Below are 13,210 nucleotides of genomic sequence, written 5' to 3' on the forward strand. Positions count from 1 at the left end.
TTTTCAAAGAGGAAGAAACCATGACCAAAGCTGAATTGATCAAGGCACTTGCCGAGGAATGCACCACCGCCGCCGGGGCGGCTGAAAGCCTCCTGGATGGGCTGGCCCGCGTCACCTCGAAAGAGCTTGGCGAAGGCGGTGAGGTGACCATCCCCGGTATCGCCAAGCTGACCACCAAGGAGCGCGCCGCCCGCAAGGGCCGCAATCCCGGCACGGGCGAGGAGATCGATATCCCCGCCAAGACGGTGGTGAATGTGAAGGTGCTCAAGGCCCTGGCTGATCACGTCGCCTGATCGATGAGTTGGCGGCGGGTATGGCAGCACCCGCCGCCCGCCGCCGCGCTGAGCAGACACTCAACTCCTCCCGAGTGGGCGCGGCGGCATCAACCCAAGGAGATAGGAAAATGGCAGAGATCGAGATCAGGACAACGGGCGAGTTGATCGTCAATCTGGAGGTGGTTGGCCGCATTACCTGGGCCAAGCCGCTGATCGAAAGCGAGATTGCGGGCCTCTATGACGATCACGGGTATGGCTATGATGAGTGGGGTGATCCCTTCGATTGCTCCCCATGCGATGAAAAGGACGATCTCCTTAAGGACATCGAGGATGCCGTTGGTCGCGTGCAGAGGTTGCTCGGCGATGTGAGCGAGCGATTGGACGGGATGGGCCTTTCCGATGGGCTGACACGTCAACGGGTGATCGAAGCCCAGGGCGTTCTCAAAGGCCTGGAGTTCTCGGTATGACGCCCGCATTTGTCGCTCCAGATCAGATTGCCCAAGTAGCAGGGCTCACCGAAAAGCATGTGCGCCGCATGATCGCCCGCGCCCAGGGCGCAGGCCCCTACGTCTCGCAAGAGTGGTTTGGCAAGCGCCTGCGCATTGTCACCGGGGAATGCGGCCCCGAGGTCGAATTCACCACGCTCCCCGATCACATCCGCGAGGCTTTTGTGATGCTCGACCAAGAAGAGCTCCCGCTACCCCCCCTGTGACCATTTTAATTTTGAATGAGCCATCGCCCCCGATTTTGCACTGAGACCGAGACCGAAAATGACCAATTCCAAGACATCCCCCAAGCGCCGCAACAGCGATCTGGCCATGATCCACATCGCCGCCAAGCGGCTTTTCGGTGATGTCTCCAAGGGGGGCGATGGCCGGGACGCCTATGAGGACTGGCTGGAGCGCCTTTCTGGCAAGAGATCGGCGGGAAAACTCACCACGCCCGAGCGGATCGACCTGATCAAGCGGTTGCGCCGTGATGGCCTGATCCCCGAGCGCGAGCGCGGCGGGATCGGCCAGAGCAAAGATGGGGCCGAGCGCCCCACCTCGGCCCAGTGGGCCAAGCTCGGCGGGCTTGCGCGCTCGATGGGCTGGGAGAAGGGCCTGGAGGATGCGCGCCTGCGCTCTTTCGTGACCCGCACCGCCAAGGTGCATTCCACCCGCTTCATCACCCGCGCCCAGGCGAGCAAGGTGATCATGGGCTTGGAGGAATGGGTGCGCCAGCGCGAGGCCAACCTGGAAGGGGGCCGCGATGCAGTGTCCTAAATGCGGCGGGCGCGGCTATTGCTACGCGACCAAGCCCAACGGCACCGTCAAACAACGATACCGGCAATGCCGGATTTGCGGGCATCGCTTCTCCACCTGGGAAGAGATCGAAAACCGTGACCTGCGCGGATATGAAACGAAACCGCAGGAGCAAGACATATTCGCGGAAAATCCAGAAAAGGCAAAGGGTTGATGCGTGATGAGGTGACCGAGCGTGTAGCGGCACCCGCTGCACAAGCGCCCGCCGGGATCGGCCACAACGGTGGCCCAAGGGTGGAGCCTTTCGGGCTGCGCGCCGCCTGGTTGAGGTTCGCAAACGAGCTGGAGCTGCGCCGCCTGGCCAAGCTCCACATGAGGATCGAGCGCCGCAAGCGCGGCATCGAGGACCTGGTGGCCGAGCGCAGGCTGATCATGAACAGGTGTATCCGCCGGATGCGCCGCGCCGAGGGGAAGGATTGACGGGAATGCCCAAGTTGACCATAGCAGAGGAGGCCATCACCACGGTCCTGCGCCGCCGCCTGGCGCGCTCGGTGGTGATCAAGGATGCCAAGGCCTGGGAGGAGCTCTATGGCCAGCTCCAGACCGCCATGAGCAACGCCTGGAGCGATGCCATGCGGGAGGGGATCGCCAATGCCCTGGACCGCCTGCGCGATCTCGGCCCTGGCCGCTTCTCGCGGGAGGATGGTGCGGCGATCCTGCGCGTGCTTGAGGGATCGGTGGGGGCCGAGGCGATCCGCGCGGCCATGCGCGAGCCGGTGGTCAACCTGACCGATGCGCTTTTCCGGCTGGGCGGCGAGGAGGTTGGCCAGGCCACGGGAGTGGCCATCGCCTTTATGCGGCCCGATCTCGATGCGCTCGATATCCTGAAATCCGGCAACCTGTATTGGGTAGGCAATAGCTGGAACATCCACACCCAAAACCTCTTTGCCAAGGCGCTGGAGGACTATTTCACGGAAGGCATGACGCGCGAGGGCTTGACCCAGCGTTTCGCCGAGGACTTCGCGGGGCTCACGGAACGTGGCCAGGTGTATTGGGAGATGCTTGCCGATCACACCGCCACCAAAACCCGCGAGATGGGGCGCGTGTCTGGATATGAGCGTGCGGGGATCACGCGCGTCCAGGTGCGCGCCCAGCTCGATGATAAGACCACACGGATTTGCCGCCATATGCACGGGCGGATCATCGAGGTGGCCAAGATGCGCGCCCAGCGCGATGCCTATCTGGAGGCGGTGAGCCGCCGCAACGAGCCCGCCGCCCGCGCGGCCTGGGAGATGCACGGAGCTGGCACCGATTTCGCGGGCACGCCCACCTCGAAGCTGGGCAAGGGCACCGCCAGCCCGCCCTATCATTTCCGGTGCCGCACCATCACGGTGGCCTATTTCGGGAGCGGTGATAGCGATATTGACCGCTGGACCGTGGCCGCGTATGACCGCGAGCCCCTGAGCCGCAAGGATGTGGGTGCGCTGATCGAGCGCGCCAGATCGGCAAGCTGGCCGCATACCAAGGTGGTGCGCGGCCATTTCCGAAAGCACCAGGCCCGGCTTGGGATCGAGACCCAAGAGGCTTTCAGCGCCTCGGCCATCGATCTCATCCGGCGCGGGGATCGGGATGTATATCTCTCGGTGCGCAGGGGGGCGCTCAACGCCACCTTTGTGCGGCCCATGTCGAGCATCGACAAGGGGGCCGAGGGCTACATTGTGACCGCTGTGGACCTGGCCGAGAACAAGATCACCTCGCACCATTGGCGGCGCAATCTGGAGACCACCGGGGATGAGGTGCCCGCGCTGAAACAACCCGCAAGAGGACTGAGAAAATGGCTTACACGCTGACAGGCATTGACCCGCTGGGGCACGCAATCATCGCCACGGGCGCATCGATCAAGGATCGGGTGCTCTCCTGCTATGACACCATCGGCGATCCCGATTTCGATCTGTCGCGCGATGAGGTGCTGCACATCCGCTCGGCCCTGGAGCTGGCCCGCGATCAGCTTACGCCCGATCAGCAAGCCGAGCTTGATGAGATCGATGCCTATTGGCGCGCCAATGCCAAGGACTTCAACGCGGATTTCGGCGTGTTCCATTTCCAGGAGGACAAGCATGCGGCCCTCAAGGGCTTCATCGAGGATGAGCATGGAGAGGCCCCGCCGATCCCGCGCGGCCACTGGTGGTGGCGTCCCATCGAGGAAGGTGCAAACTGATCCACGTTGGAATCAGTTAGGAGGTAAATATGAAGTATTTGGCGATTTGCACTTGGATTGTTGGCGCAACGGCGGCGCAGGCAGACGATGCGGCAACGTGGATGTGCCTCTTTGAAAGGGTGCCGGTTGCGGTGGTGGAGCCATCCAACATGATTGCCGAGAAGAAGATGCGGGCACAGATCACCAACAACCTCGGATTTTCGCTCAACAAGGTGGCGGTTGATTTCTCGATGTCGTCGGAAACTTCGGGTGAGAGGCACGAGGAAAGCATAGTCTTTCCATTCCCGGCCCCGCTGATGCCAGGTGAGAGCCGTGAGGTCGTGGCGTATTTCGTGATGAACCCCGAAGAAGTTTCGGCCTTCAATCATCCTGACCTTTTCGCGCAGGCTGCGACAGCGAACGTCCTGGATGGCGCGGATCGACGCATGGTCCTGCGCGAGAATATCGGGCCATCGTTTCAGGTTTTCTGGCCTTTTCAGCCGAAATCGCCCGAAGTCTGCGAGTGATGCGTGGACCAAAATAAATTAGAATGACTTGACCCGAATTGCCTTTTGGCGCATCTCTGGGGTGTCGAAAGCGGGCCTTAAGCAGCTTGCAACGACCACTGACCTGTAGGCGGATGCGCCCCGTGAAGGCGACTTCATTGAGGACTTCCGGGGGCCGCGCGCGCATGTCCAGGGCGAAAGCCTAAAGGCGCGTGGGCATCGTCCTACAGCGATGTGCTTAACCCCCGGAGGGCTGATGCCCTCCCGCACTGTAGGAGAGCACCATGAACGCTTTGACGTTCCACGATACATCCATAACCATCATCGACCGAGGCGGCACACCCTGGATGCCCGGCCCGGAGATCGGCGCGGCGCTCGGATACGAAGACCCTGCTGCCTCGCTGCTGCGGGTCTACGCCCGAAACAAGACTGAATTCACACCGGAGATGACCTGCACGGTTAAATTGACCGCCCAGGGTCAGCGCCGCACCGTGCGCGTCTTCTCCCCGCGCGGAGCACTCCTGTTGGCGATGCACGCCAACACTGAGCGCGCGGTGGCCTTCCGCGCCTGGGTGCTCGATATCCTGGAAGGCAAGACGCCCTTGCCGGGGCGGGCGGATCGGCTGACGCAGATCACCGAGGCGCTTTTGGTGGCGCGGCCCCGGTGGGAGCGGCACCTGTTCTACGCCGCCAAGGACCTGACCCATGCCGAGATCGCGCGGATCGAGGGCATCTCGCCCTCGGCGGTCACGCTGGACGCGCGCGAGCTGCGCCGCCTCGGCCTTCTGGACCGGGTGGCCAAAGGCCCGCGCGCACCGGGCCGGATCGCGCAAGAGCGCCGCGCGCAACTTCTGGGCGATGGAGGTGCGGCATGAAGGATCACGAGAAACAGGACGCCGTGAACGAGGCGCGCGCCATGCTGGCGGGGTTGCTCGACCTCTTGGCCGACACCCGCCCGCGCACCGAGGTGCCCGCCGAGGGGCTTTATGCGCTCTTGTCCTGCATCGAGGCCAAGCTGAGATGCGCGGCTGAATAGCGGCGTGAATAATTTGCGGTGAGAATTGGAAAAGGCCCCTGACGCCGGGCCTTTTCACTTATCGGCTTTGCCATCGAGCTTGCGCTCGATCCGCTCCAGTGAGCGGGTGATCCGGTCCATGCTTTCCTCATGGTGCTTGTCCTGCATCTCCTGTTTCGTCTCCAGGATTGCCACGCGGCCCTTGAGGTGGAACCATTGCGCGACCAGGCCAATGGCCATGCCGCCCCAGGTGAGGATATCTTTGAGGCTCACCTCCATCACACCACCCCCTTGATCAGGCGGCGCGTAGCTGCGCGGATCGCGCCGATCCGCACGGCGGCGAACATGATGCCACGCCAGAGCTCGGGCATGCCCAGCACGCCGAGGGCCTCGAAAAACACGGCATCGCACTTGGCCCGCGTGTAGCGCCCGCTCTCCAGCATCCAATCATGCAGCGCCGCCGCCTGGATGTAATCTGGGTGCGCCATCGGCACGAGCATGCGGAACGGAAGCGGCACTGAGGCCCCATCGAATTGGAACCCATCCGGCACCTCGATCACATCTTGCGGGGCATCGAGGCTCCCGACCGCATAGCGGAAACCCTCTATCACCTCCCAGCGGGGGCGCTGGAAGCCAGGCGGGAGAAGCCGCACCAGGCCGGTTGCGGTGTTCGGCACGGCCATGATGATGAGACGATCTGTAAAGCTAGACATCACGCCCCTCCCTCATCGGCGCAGGGCGCGCAGGGCACCCACACCAGAGCCAACATAGAAGAGCCAGCGGATCATATCACCCGCCCATTCCTGCATTTGCGGGGTGGGCAGATCGGCCACCGACCAGGAGAAGCCAAAGACACTATCGAGAATGACCGCCGACCACCAAAGCGCCAGCGGCACAATGAAGAGACCCGCGAACACCCAGAACCACGGGAATGCCAGCTTGGCCTTGTTGTAATCGGCCATGATCTGGGCCTCTTTCACGGCCTCGCGCGCCAGCGCCACGGTGGTTTCGGACTTGAGCCGCTCGCGGTCGTTTTCGAGCTCGGCCCGCCGCTCCATGTGATCGAGGGCCTTCTCGACCACGCCGCCAAAACCGAGCTTGACCAGGAATGCGATAATACCAGCCATCACCGCACCCCATCCGCCCAGTGTTTCAGCCGCTCGCGGAACACCACGATCCCGGCGATCACGATCACCGCGCCGCCAATGATGATGGCGGTCTGGACGGCTTCCGACTGACCGCCAAACCAGCCCGCGCCCACCACGCCAGAAGCGCCAACCCATTGGGCGATCTGGGCAATGAGGGTTTTCGACTGGGCAGGCGTTTGCCGGGGTGGCGAGCCATCGCGCCGGTCATTGATCACGGGCGGCGCATCTTCGATCCCATAACCCTCGGCGAGGAGCGCCTCCTCATATTCGCGGGCGATCTCGGCGATGGCGGCGGCTTTGTCGGTGCCGTTGATGATGCGCCGAGCGCCACGGTAATTCGAGCTCTGGAGCGTGATGTAATCGGCCAGCTTCTTGCCTGTAAACCAGCCATCGCGCGCGCCGATCACCAGGATTTCAGCCGAGATTTCGGGCTCCATCACCTTATCGGGATCGGTGGTCAGATCGATGCCAAGCTCGGCACCGGCCTTGTGATAGTTGCGCTCCCAGGTAAGTTGGACAAAGCCCCGGCCATACCAGGGGAAATAGCGCAGGTTGTTCTTGCGCCAATCCTCGGAGAGCCAAAAGGCCTCGCGCACCGGCTCCATCGTGCGGGCGGTTTCCCAGTATGCCGTGGCCAGCACATAGGCGGCTTGGTTGCGCAACAGGCCATACCGCATGCAAGCCGTCACGATCAGCTTGGTGTGGCCGAGTTCAAAATCGACTTTCATGAGAAGCCTCCATTGAAAGGGCTGCGCCGGGATCGGCGCAGCGTTGAGGTTGGCGATCAGGCGGTGAGATCGCTCAGGATGAAGGCCTGGAGCCGCAGGATGTGAGACGCATGGTCTTTCATCTTGGTGGCCGCATTGCCGGTGAAAGCGTAGCGGCGCAGCCGCCAGGCAAGGAAATCGGTGGTGAGCTCGCCCTCGGACTGGCGGTCGAGCGCCTTGCCCACGCTGGCCTCGATCTTCTCGGGATCGGCATCGATGCCGAGCTTGCCGAGAAGGCGCTGCGCGAGGTCCTGGCCCTGGGCCACGGCGCAATCGAACGCGGCCACGGCGAGCGGTGCCGGGAGTTGATCGCAGCCCATGCCATCCCAGATCGCGCGCGCCTCGGCGGGCTCGGAGCTGGTGCCGGTGAGGCAAAACTGCGCCGCCTGATCGAAGATCGTGGCCTCGCCCTGGGCTTGGGTTTCCGGTGCGGCCTGCGCGGCGGCATCCGTAGCGGGGGACTTGGCATCCTCAGCCGGTGCCGTGGTTTCCTGCGCCTTGGCCTCATCGGCCTTGGTCGTGGTTTCGGTGGCCTTGGCCGAGGTTTTCGCGTCCTCGGTGGCCTTTTGGGTCTTGCTTTTTGCCATGATCGATATCCTTTCTTGGCTCATTCAAAAACAAAGTGTTCCGCCTATTGGCGGCGCACGCTCAGCCCACGGGCGCGCAGCGCCTGCGCGAGCTCATCGGCCACCTCCTGGCCAACCTCAGGCGCGAGAAAATCTAATCCCTCGCGCTCCAAGTCCTCGACGGCGCGCGCGAGCCAGGGATTGCCTTTGCGTGCCGGTTGATTGACGGATTTCACGGGGTGGCGGGCACCCTTCCAGGCCAGCGCCTTCTTGCGCTTTGGCTTGATCGTGATCGCGGGTCGCCCATCGTGAACGGCGCGCGCATAGGGCGTATTCGCCGAGAGGATCGCATCGGTGGTGCCCGATGGCTCGACAACATGCGCCTTGCGCAGATCGCCCTTGTCGAACGGCACGTTGCCCTGGCGCGTGGCGATCTCGCGCAGCTTCTCGGCGATCTGGAGCGTCCAGCGTTGCAGGGGCAGGCTCATCGCAGCACCTCCACCCCGAGGCCGCTTGCCCCGCCGCCCGGTTTCGCCCGGCCATCGGCGGCAAGCGCCACGGCCCAGAAGAGATCGCCATGCCCATCATCGCTGCGCTCGGCGTCATACTTGATCGAGGTGCCGCTGGTGAGCTTCTGGATCGAGTGAAGCTGCGCCAGAACATCGGGATCATTGGGCAACAGGAGGCGGCGCTCCTCGGCCAGCTTGAGCATGTTGAGCGCCAGCTTGGCCTTGCGCTGCGCGGAAAACCACACCCCCTCGAAACGCTCGGGCGCGGCCTTGTGGAGCTCCTCGGCGAGCTGCATGCCGAGGCCGGTCTTATCCACCTTCCAGCTCTCGATATCGAAGCGGCCATCGACCTCATGGATGCGCGCTTTCTGAGCATCGAATGGGAGGCCCTTGTGCATCTCATGGTGGATCAGCGCGTAGCGATCCTTCCACTTGGCGCGCTCATGCTCCTGGCCAACCAGGGCAATCGCGGTGCGGTCGTTGATCCGGCCCACGTCAACGCCGCCACGCAAGCGGGCAAAGTTGGCAGGGATGATCGCCTCGGTGGTGAGCGAGTGCAGGAGCTCCCAGGACAGGAGCGCCGAGCCGTTTTCGGCCCATTGGCATTCGTAAAACATCGCCCAGCTCTCGCTATCGAAGAGCATGCGCAGTTCATCGAGGCCACCTGGAAGGGGCATGCCTTGGGCGATGGCATCCTCGATGGTGATGGTCTTGCGCCACCAGTGATCGTGCTTGTTCTTGTGGTTGGTGGCGATCTCCCAGAAGAGCGAGCCGGGCAGGAAGGGCGTGGAGAATACCGTGACGCGGCCCCCGATGGCCGTGATCGAGGGGATCACCGCCGCCCAGAGCATGCGCTGATTGCGCACCCAGGCAAACTCATCGAGCCAGACATCGCCGGGCCAGCCCTGGGCGGTGCGGAAGTTGGTGGAGACCGCGACGATATCGGCCCCCATCACAGTGATTTTGTTGGCCTTGTCCTCCTCCAGGAGCACATCGAGGCGCGCCGCATGGTGGCGCACATAGCCGAGGATGATCTGCGCCTGGCGCTCGGAGGCCGAGACCACGATTTGCGGGCGTCCCGCCATCGCACCGAGAAGCACCGCCAGCCCAACCACATAGGAAAACCCGATCTGGCGGGCCTTGAGGATGATGCGGAAACGCTCTTCGCTTTCCAGGAATTCGACCTGGTAGCCATAGAGCCCATAATCGGGATCGAGCACGCGGGCGAGCGCCTCGGTCGATACGGCATTCGCCACGATGGGGCGCGGCTTGGGCTTGGGCGCGGCCTTCCTGAGCCGCTCCAGAGCCTTGGTAAGCATGGCCAAGCGTTGCGCCTGGGCGTTGCTGGGGTTCTTCGCCCGGCTCAGCCGAAAGATTTGTTCTTCCAGGCCGATGGTGGTTTCGCGCCGCTTGCGCAGCTCGCTCATCCACTCGCCGCGCTCGATCCAATGGCGCACCGTGCGTGGGCTGCATCCGATCCGGGCGGCGATTTCGGTGGAGCTGTCGCCCGCCAGGAATTCAAGATAGGCTTGCTCGCGCTGTGCCTCGGTGTATTTGGCAGGTCGCCCGCGCCCTCTGGATGCCCCTGAGCGACTCTGTGCTGGCCGCTGAATGGCCTTCTCGCCTTTTTTGGTGTCAGGGTAGCCGGAAGAGCCTTTCGGCCCTCTACGGCCCTCTCCTGCGCCGTTTTGATCCTTGGGGTGCTTCGCCATTGCCGCTCAGCCCCTCAGGAACGAGCCAGGAGCGCCGCAAGCGCCTGGATCGTGGTGGCGGGTGCCGAGCGGGCAATCGGCTCTCCTGCGCCCTCTGAGGGGCTTCCAGAGAGGTTGGCGAGGGCGGGCAGGAGCGCGCGGGCCTCTTCTTGGGTGACGATACCCGCCTGCACCAGCTCGGGCAGGTTCTCGGCATCGTCTTTGGGAGGGGTGAGGTCGAGCGGGCGGAATGCCACCTGACCCTCGGTGAGACCCGCATCGGGATCACCGGGAGCGAGACCCAGCTCCTTGAGGAGCGGGCGCAACTGGTCAAGCATCCGCCGCCGCTTGGGCTTGAGCGTGAGGTGCTCGAAAATGAAAAGCTGGCCAGAAACCTCGCCGCCGCCGCCGAGCTGACCCGCCGACATGATCCCGAGGATGCGCGGCGGGGTGCCGTGCGCCACGGGGATGCGGTCGCGGGCGGCATCGATCAGCTTGAGGAAATCGCCATCCTTCACATCCGCCGTGAGCTTGTCGATGGTGATCTCACCCTCTTCGCCGGATGTGAGGATGAGCGTGCGGTGGGCATTGTCCATGCCTTGGAAGTCGTTGCGGAAAAACTCGCGGATCGCCTCTTTCTGCGCGGCGCTCGGCGTCACGCCCTTGAAGGTGATGGCGTATTCCGGGATTGCGTTGTTCTTGAAAAACGAGGCGTTGTAGCGGGTGGCCGCATAGGCCAACTCCAGCATGCCCGCCGCGCCGATCCAGGTTGGCATCGCGTAGTGCCGCCCCTCGGGGCAAAGCTCCTTGAGATGCACGATCTCGCGGGCGTTGAAACGGATTTTTTGGGTGTCGCCATCGGCCCTGGGCACGCGCTGGAGAAAGCCCTCGCGCAGGCGGCTCATGGTCACCGCTGGCAGGCGGCGCAGCCCGATGATGCGCTCGCCATCGCTGGAGCGGATCACCTGGAGGAAGGCGTTGCCGTAGGTTTCGAGGTCAAGCCCGAGCTGGGTGAAAAGCTCAGTCGCGCCCGTATCGCAAAGCTCCTCGATCTTGGAAGCCTCGCCCAGGAGGCCACCGCCAAAGGCGCTCTCGGCCTTCACATGGATGGCCCGGCTATGTTCGGAGCTGGCGCGATAGAGCTTGGCCAGGGCGCGCGGCTCGATGGGCCAGAGATATTCGCCATCGAGCCCGGTATCGGCGCGCGCGCTTAGGAGCCCGTCGATGTCGGATTTCTGGACTGTAACGGTGACCGCCTCGGCGGCACTCTGGGGGGCTCTTTGGTGCTCATGCCCCAAGAGATACAGGGCAAAAATCTGGGGCGATATTCCCCTAAGCCTTTGAAAGTTTACTTATAAACCAGAAGGCCGCACCCCATCTTTCACCACCAGGATCGATCAGGCAAGAGTGATTTCAACACGTCACTCAACAGCCCTGGAGCCGATCCTTTGGCCAAGCTCAAAGACCTTTCCGTTAGCTTCCTTTCGCTGGTCAAAACCCCTGCGACCGGCAAGGGCCTGACCTTGAAATCCGCCAAGGCGGGCGAGCGCGCCGCGACCTTCGAGATCATCAAAACCGATGATGAGCTTATGCGCGCCTATGGCATCGTCTACGCCCCCGATCAGGAGGATGCGCATGGCGACACCGCCGATGCCGCCACGATCCGAAAGGCGCAGGCCGAATTCATGCGCGAGGGGCGGCTCCAGAACATCGACACCGAACATTCCTTCACCGCCGAGATGGCTTTCGTGGCCGAGAGCTGGCTGGTGCGCAAGGATGATGCCCTTTTCCCCGGTGAACCCGAGGGGGCCTGGGCCGTGGGCATCCAAATCGGCGATCCCGATCTCTGGAAGCAACTGAAATCCGGCGAGCTGACCGGTATCTCCCTGGCTGGGATCGCTCGCATGGAGCCTGAGCCGGATGATCCGGCCAACCCTCGGTATACCGAGAAAACCAAAGACGCCGCGCCTGGCTGGGTCGAGCGTTTGATCAAGGCGCTGACCGGCGCACACCCCCAAGAACCCATCGAGGAGACTGACATGGACAAAGAAGCAGTCCAGGAGATCGTGCGCGACACGCTCAAGAGCGAGCTGGGCGATGCGATCAAGGATGCCCTGAAATCCGCAGGCGTGGGCGGCACCGCCGATCCTGCGCCCGCACCGGCACCCGCCGCCGATCCGGCCCCTGCGCCTGAGGCGGATAGCGGTGAAACCGACATCGAAAAGGCCATCGCCAAGGGCTTCACCGCCCTGGAAGGCAAGATCGATGACAAGATCACCAAGGCCCTCGCCAAGGGCGTGACCGAAACCGACCCGAACACGGGCACCGCCGAGGAGAGCTTCGCATGATCATCACCCTGAAATCCGGCCAGCGCATGCAAGATTTCATTGCGCTCGCCAAGGGGCTCATCGAGCCCGAGGACCTGCGCAACGGTGGCGGGCTGAAAGCCCAGGAAGCCGCCAAGCTGATCACCATGCTTTTTGCTGACCCCTTCCTCACGAAGGTCACCACGATCCGCATGAGCCGCCTGACGCGCGATGTGGATGTGATGGATATCGCGCGCCGCCAGCTTGTGCGCGTGCCGCAAGGCCAGGAGCCCGTTGATGGCGATCTGACAGGTGCGGGCGAGTTCGGCTGCAAGCTGACCGCGCTCGATGTCCAGCTCTTCGCCTCGCTCACGCTCGATTTCCTGCGCGAGAACAAGGACAACCCCAACCTCCAGAAAGAGGTGGAGACCGGCTTCAACACCCGTCTAGGCAACGATATCGTCGATCTGGGCTTCAACGGCGTGGCCGATGATGCCGCTGGAGCGGATCGAGCGGCCAAGTTCATCCGGCTCAACAAGGGCTGGCTCCAGATCATGCGTGATGCCGCCAATACGCCTAAGGTCGATATCGATCCGGCGCTCAATGGCTGGATCGCCTCGCTCAAGACGATCATGGAGGCCGCAGATGATCGCGTGCGGGCAACCTCTTCCTTCATCATGAACGAAGCGGATGCCGATGCTTACGCTGAGGAAATCAACGCGCCGGTCACCGGCTCCGAGGTCCAGAGCAACAGCCCGGCCCGCCGTTTCCGGGGCAAGACCATCGAGACGCATCCGATGGTGCCGCAAGGCTCGGTCGCGTTCACGCCGATGGCCAACCTGGTCTATGGCCTGAACACCGATATCCGGCGTGATCGTGCGTATCACTCGCGCAAGCGGGCGCTCGAATACACCTTCGATATGGCTTTCGATTTCGAGGTTGCGGTGAAGCAATTTGCCGTGCTCGGCGAGTAAGCGAGGGCGCGG

General features: G+C 63.3%; 20 protein-coding genes. 12 read left to right on the top strand and 8 right to left on the bottom strand.

What is annotated here, in order from left to right:
• Window positions 1-20: 20 nt before the first annotated feature.
• The 10 genes from ACFXP9_RS07015 to ACFXP9_RS07060 all read left to right on the top strand — a co-directional run bounded on the left by ACFXP9_RS07015 (window position 21) and on the right by ACFXP9_RS07060 (window position 5,258).
• A complete protein-coding gene (locus ACFXP9_RS07015; protein WP_397207115.1) occupies window positions 21-293 on the top strand; it encodes an HU family DNA-binding protein in 273 nt (90 codons plus the stop codon).
• A 110-nt stretch (window positions 294-403) separates the two neighbouring features.
• Window positions 404-742 (top strand): hypothetical protein, encoded by a 339-nt coding sequence (locus ACFXP9_RS07020; RefSeq protein ID WP_397207113.1) that lies wholly within the window; start codon window positions 404-406, stop codon window positions 740-742.
• A complete protein-coding gene (locus tag ACFXP9_RS07025; protein ID WP_397207111.1) occupies window positions 739-987 on the top strand; it encodes a hypothetical protein in 249 nt (82 codons plus the stop codon). The genes ACFXP9_RS07020 and ACFXP9_RS07025 overlap by 4 nt, the downstream gene beginning before the upstream one ends.
• A gap of 58 nt (window positions 988-1,045) precedes the next feature.
• Complete coding sequence (locus tag ACFXP9_RS07030; protein WP_397207109.1) at window positions 1,046-1,540, top strand: regulatory protein GemA; 495 nt, start codon at window positions 1,046-1,048, stop codon at window positions 1,538-1,540.
• A gap of 192 nt (window positions 1,541-1,732) precedes the next feature.
• On the top strand, window positions 1,733-1,999 hold the full coding sequence (locus tag ACFXP9_RS07035) for a hypothetical protein (RefSeq protein ID WP_397207108.1): 267 nt from the start codon (window positions 1,733-1,735) through the stop codon (window positions 1,997-1,999).
• 5 nt (window positions 2,000-2,004) lie between these two features.
• Window positions 2,005-3,369, top strand: a complete 1,365-nt coding sequence (locus ACFXP9_RS07040; protein ID WP_397207106.1) for a hypothetical protein — start codon at window positions 2,005-2,007, stop codon at window positions 3,367-3,369.
• Window positions 3,354-3,737 carry a hypothetical protein gene (locus ACFXP9_RS07045; protein WP_397210111.1) on the top strand — a complete coding sequence of 128 codons (384 nt, stop codon included), beginning with the start codon at window positions 3,354-3,356 and terminating at the stop codon, window positions 3,735-3,737. The genes ACFXP9_RS07040 and ACFXP9_RS07045 overlap by 16 nt, the downstream gene beginning before the upstream one ends.
• A gap of 29 nt (window positions 3,738-3,766) precedes the next feature.
• A complete protein-coding gene (locus ACFXP9_RS07050) occupies window positions 3,767-4,243 on the top strand; it encodes a hypothetical protein (RefSeq protein WP_397207102.1) in 477 nt (158 codons plus the stop codon).
• Window positions 4,244-4,506: 263 nt separating this feature from the next.
• A complete protein-coding gene (locus tag ACFXP9_RS07055) occupies window positions 4,507-5,097 on the top strand; it encodes a BRO-N domain-containing protein (RefSeq protein ID WP_397207100.1) in 591 nt (196 codons plus the stop codon).
• A complete protein-coding gene (locus ACFXP9_RS07060) occupies window positions 5,094-5,258 on the top strand; it encodes a hypothetical protein (RefSeq protein WP_397207098.1) in 165 nt (54 codons plus the stop codon). The genes ACFXP9_RS07055 and ACFXP9_RS07060 overlap by 4 nt, the downstream gene beginning before the upstream one ends.
• A gap of 54 nt (window positions 5,259-5,312) precedes the next feature.
• On the opposite strand, the gene ACFXP9_RS07065 is transcribed toward ACFXP9_RS07060, so the two are convergent.
• From ACFXP9_RS07065 to ACFXP9_RS07100, 8 genes are read right to left on the bottom strand one after another with little or no spacing between them, the layout of a single operon-like run.
• Window positions 5,313-5,516, bottom strand: coding sequence for a hypothetical protein (locus ACFXP9_RS07065; RefSeq protein ID WP_397207096.1), 204 nt, complete (start codon window positions 5,514-5,516; stop codon window positions 5,313-5,315).
• On the bottom strand, window positions 5,516-5,950 hold the full coding sequence (locus ACFXP9_RS07070) for a DUF1353 domain-containing protein (RefSeq protein ID WP_397207094.1): 435 nt from the start codon (window positions 5,948-5,950) through the stop codon (window positions 5,516-5,518). Before ACFXP9_RS07070 ends, ACFXP9_RS07065 begins: the two co-directional genes overlap by 1 nt.
• Window positions 5,951-5,962: 12 nt before the next feature.
• Window positions 5,963-6,364, bottom strand: coding sequence for a hypothetical protein (locus ACFXP9_RS07075; protein ID WP_397207092.1), 402 nt, complete (start codon window positions 6,362-6,364; stop codon window positions 5,963-5,965).
• Window positions 6,364-7,113 carry a glycoside hydrolase family 19 protein gene (locus tag ACFXP9_RS07080; protein WP_397207090.1) on the bottom strand — a complete coding sequence of 250 codons (750 nt, stop codon included), beginning with the start codon at window positions 7,111-7,113 and terminating at the stop codon, window positions 6,364-6,366. The genes ACFXP9_RS07075 and ACFXP9_RS07080 overlap by 1 nt, the downstream gene beginning before the upstream one ends.
• Window positions 7,114-7,169: 56 nt before the next feature.
• Window positions 7,170-7,739 carry a lysozyme family protein gene (locus ACFXP9_RS07085; protein WP_397207088.1) on the bottom strand — a complete coding sequence of 190 codons (570 nt, stop codon included), beginning with the start codon at window positions 7,737-7,739 and terminating at the stop codon, window positions 7,170-7,172.
• A 44-nt stretch (window positions 7,740-7,783) separates the two neighbouring features.
• A complete protein-coding gene (locus ACFXP9_RS07090; RefSeq protein ID WP_397207086.1) occupies window positions 7,784-8,206 on the bottom strand; it encodes a hypothetical protein in 423 nt (140 codons plus the stop codon).
• The gene (locus tag ACFXP9_RS07095; protein WP_397207084.1) at window positions 8,203-9,939 is read right to left on the bottom strand and encodes a terminase large subunit domain-containing protein; all 1,737 of its coding nucleotides are present in this window, start codon (window positions 9,937-9,939) and stop codon (window positions 8,203-8,205) included. Before ACFXP9_RS07095 ends, ACFXP9_RS07090 begins: the two co-directional genes overlap by 4 nt.
• A 14-nt stretch (window positions 9,940-9,953) precedes the next feature.
• The gene (locus ACFXP9_RS07100; RefSeq protein WP_397210113.1) at window positions 9,954-11,216 is read right to left on the bottom strand and encodes a phage portal protein; all 1,263 of its coding nucleotides are present in this window, start codon (window positions 11,214-11,216) and stop codon (window positions 9,954-9,956) included.
• Between the two features lie 150 nt (window positions 11,217-11,366).
• Here ACFXP9_RS07100 and ACFXP9_RS07105 point away from each other — a divergent pair, with 150 nt between their 5' ends.
• Entirely contained in the window at window positions 11,367-12,266 is a 900-nt protein-coding gene (locus ACFXP9_RS07105; RefSeq protein WP_397207080.1) for an XkdF-like putative serine protease domain-containing protein, read from the top strand.
• Window positions 12,263-13,198 carry a phage major capsid protein, P2 family gene (locus ACFXP9_RS07110; protein ID WP_397207078.1) on the top strand — a complete coding sequence of 312 codons (936 nt, stop codon included), beginning with the start codon at window positions 12,263-12,265 and terminating at the stop codon, window positions 13,196-13,198. The genes ACFXP9_RS07105 and ACFXP9_RS07110 overlap by 4 nt, the downstream gene beginning before the upstream one ends.
• Window positions 13,199-13,210 lie beyond the last annotated feature (12 nt).

Origin of the sequence: Paracoccus jiaweipingae, from assembly GCF_044335505.1 — a bacterium.
Taxonomy (GTDB): domain Bacteria; phylum Pseudomonadota; class Alphaproteobacteria; order Rhodobacterales; family Rhodobacteraceae; genus Paracoccus.

What these genes read in the sequence shown, in the direction of transcription:
- ACFXP9_RS07015 (WP_397207115.1), top strand. Translation starts at nt 21, where the DNA reads ATGACCAAAGCTGAATTGATCAAGGCACTTGCCGAGGAATGCACCACC.
- ACFXP9_RS07020 (WP_397207113.1), top strand. Translation starts at nt 404, where the DNA reads ATGGCAGAGATCGAGATCAGGACAACGGGCGAGTTGATCGTCAATCTG.
- ACFXP9_RS07025 (WP_397207111.1), top strand. Translation starts at nt 739, where the DNA reads ATGACGCCCGCATTTGTCGCTCCAGATCAGATTGCCCAAGTAGCAGGG.
- ACFXP9_RS07030 (WP_397207109.1), top strand. Translation starts at nt 1,046, where the DNA reads ATGACCAATTCCAAGACATCCCCCAAGCGCCGCAACAGCGATCTGGCC.
- ACFXP9_RS07035 (WP_397207108.1), top strand. Translation starts at nt 1,733, where the DNA reads ATGCGTGATGAGGTGACCGAGCGTGTAGCGGCACCCGCTGCACAAGCG.
- ACFXP9_RS07040 (WP_397207106.1), top strand. Translation starts at nt 2,005, where the DNA reads ATGCCCAAGTTGACCATAGCAGAGGAGGCCATCACCACGGTCCTGCGC.
- ACFXP9_RS07045 (WP_397210111.1), top strand. Translation starts at nt 3,354, where the DNA reads ATGGCTTACACGCTGACAGGCATTGACCCGCTGGGGCACGCAATCATC.
- ACFXP9_RS07050 (WP_397207102.1), top strand. Translation starts at nt 3,767, where the DNA reads ATGAAGTATTTGGCGATTTGCACTTGGATTGTTGGCGCAACGGCGGCG.
- ACFXP9_RS07055 (WP_397207100.1), top strand. Translation starts at nt 4,507, where the DNA reads ATGAACGCTTTGACGTTCCACGATACATCCATAACCATCATCGACCGA.
- ACFXP9_RS07060 (WP_397207098.1), top strand. Translation starts at nt 5,094, where the DNA reads ATGAAGGATCACGAGAAACAGGACGCCGTGAACGAGGCGCGCGCCATG.
- ACFXP9_RS07065 (WP_397207096.1), bottom strand. Translation starts at nt 5,516, where the DNA reads ATGGAGGTGAGCCTCAAAGATATCCTCACCTGGGGCGGCATGGCCATT.
- ACFXP9_RS07070 (WP_397207094.1), bottom strand. Translation starts at nt 5,950, where the DNA reads ATGTCTAGCTTTACAGATCGTCTCATCATCATGGCCGTGCCGAACACC.
- ACFXP9_RS07075 (WP_397207092.1), bottom strand. Translation starts at nt 6,364, where the DNA reads ATGGCTGGTATTATCGCATTCCTGGTCAAGCTCGGTTTTGGCGGCGTG.
- ACFXP9_RS07080 (WP_397207090.1), bottom strand. Translation starts at nt 7,113, where the DNA reads ATGAAAGTCGATTTTGAACTCGGCCACACCAAGCTGATCGTGACGGCT.
- ACFXP9_RS07085 (WP_397207088.1), bottom strand. Translation starts at nt 7,739, where the DNA reads ATGGCAAAAAGCAAGACCCAAAAGGCCACCGAGGACGCGAAAACCTCG.
- ACFXP9_RS07090 (WP_397207086.1), bottom strand. Translation starts at nt 8,206, where the DNA reads ATGAGCCTGCCCCTGCAACGCTGGACGCTCCAGATCGCCGAGAAGCTG.
- ACFXP9_RS07095 (WP_397207084.1), bottom strand. Translation starts at nt 9,939, where the DNA reads ATGGCGAAGCACCCCAAGGATCAAAACGGCGCAGGAGAGGGCCGTAGA.
- ACFXP9_RS07110 (WP_397207078.1), top strand. Translation starts at nt 12,263, where the DNA reads ATGATCATCACCCTGAAATCCGGCCAGCGCATGCAAGATTTCATTGCG.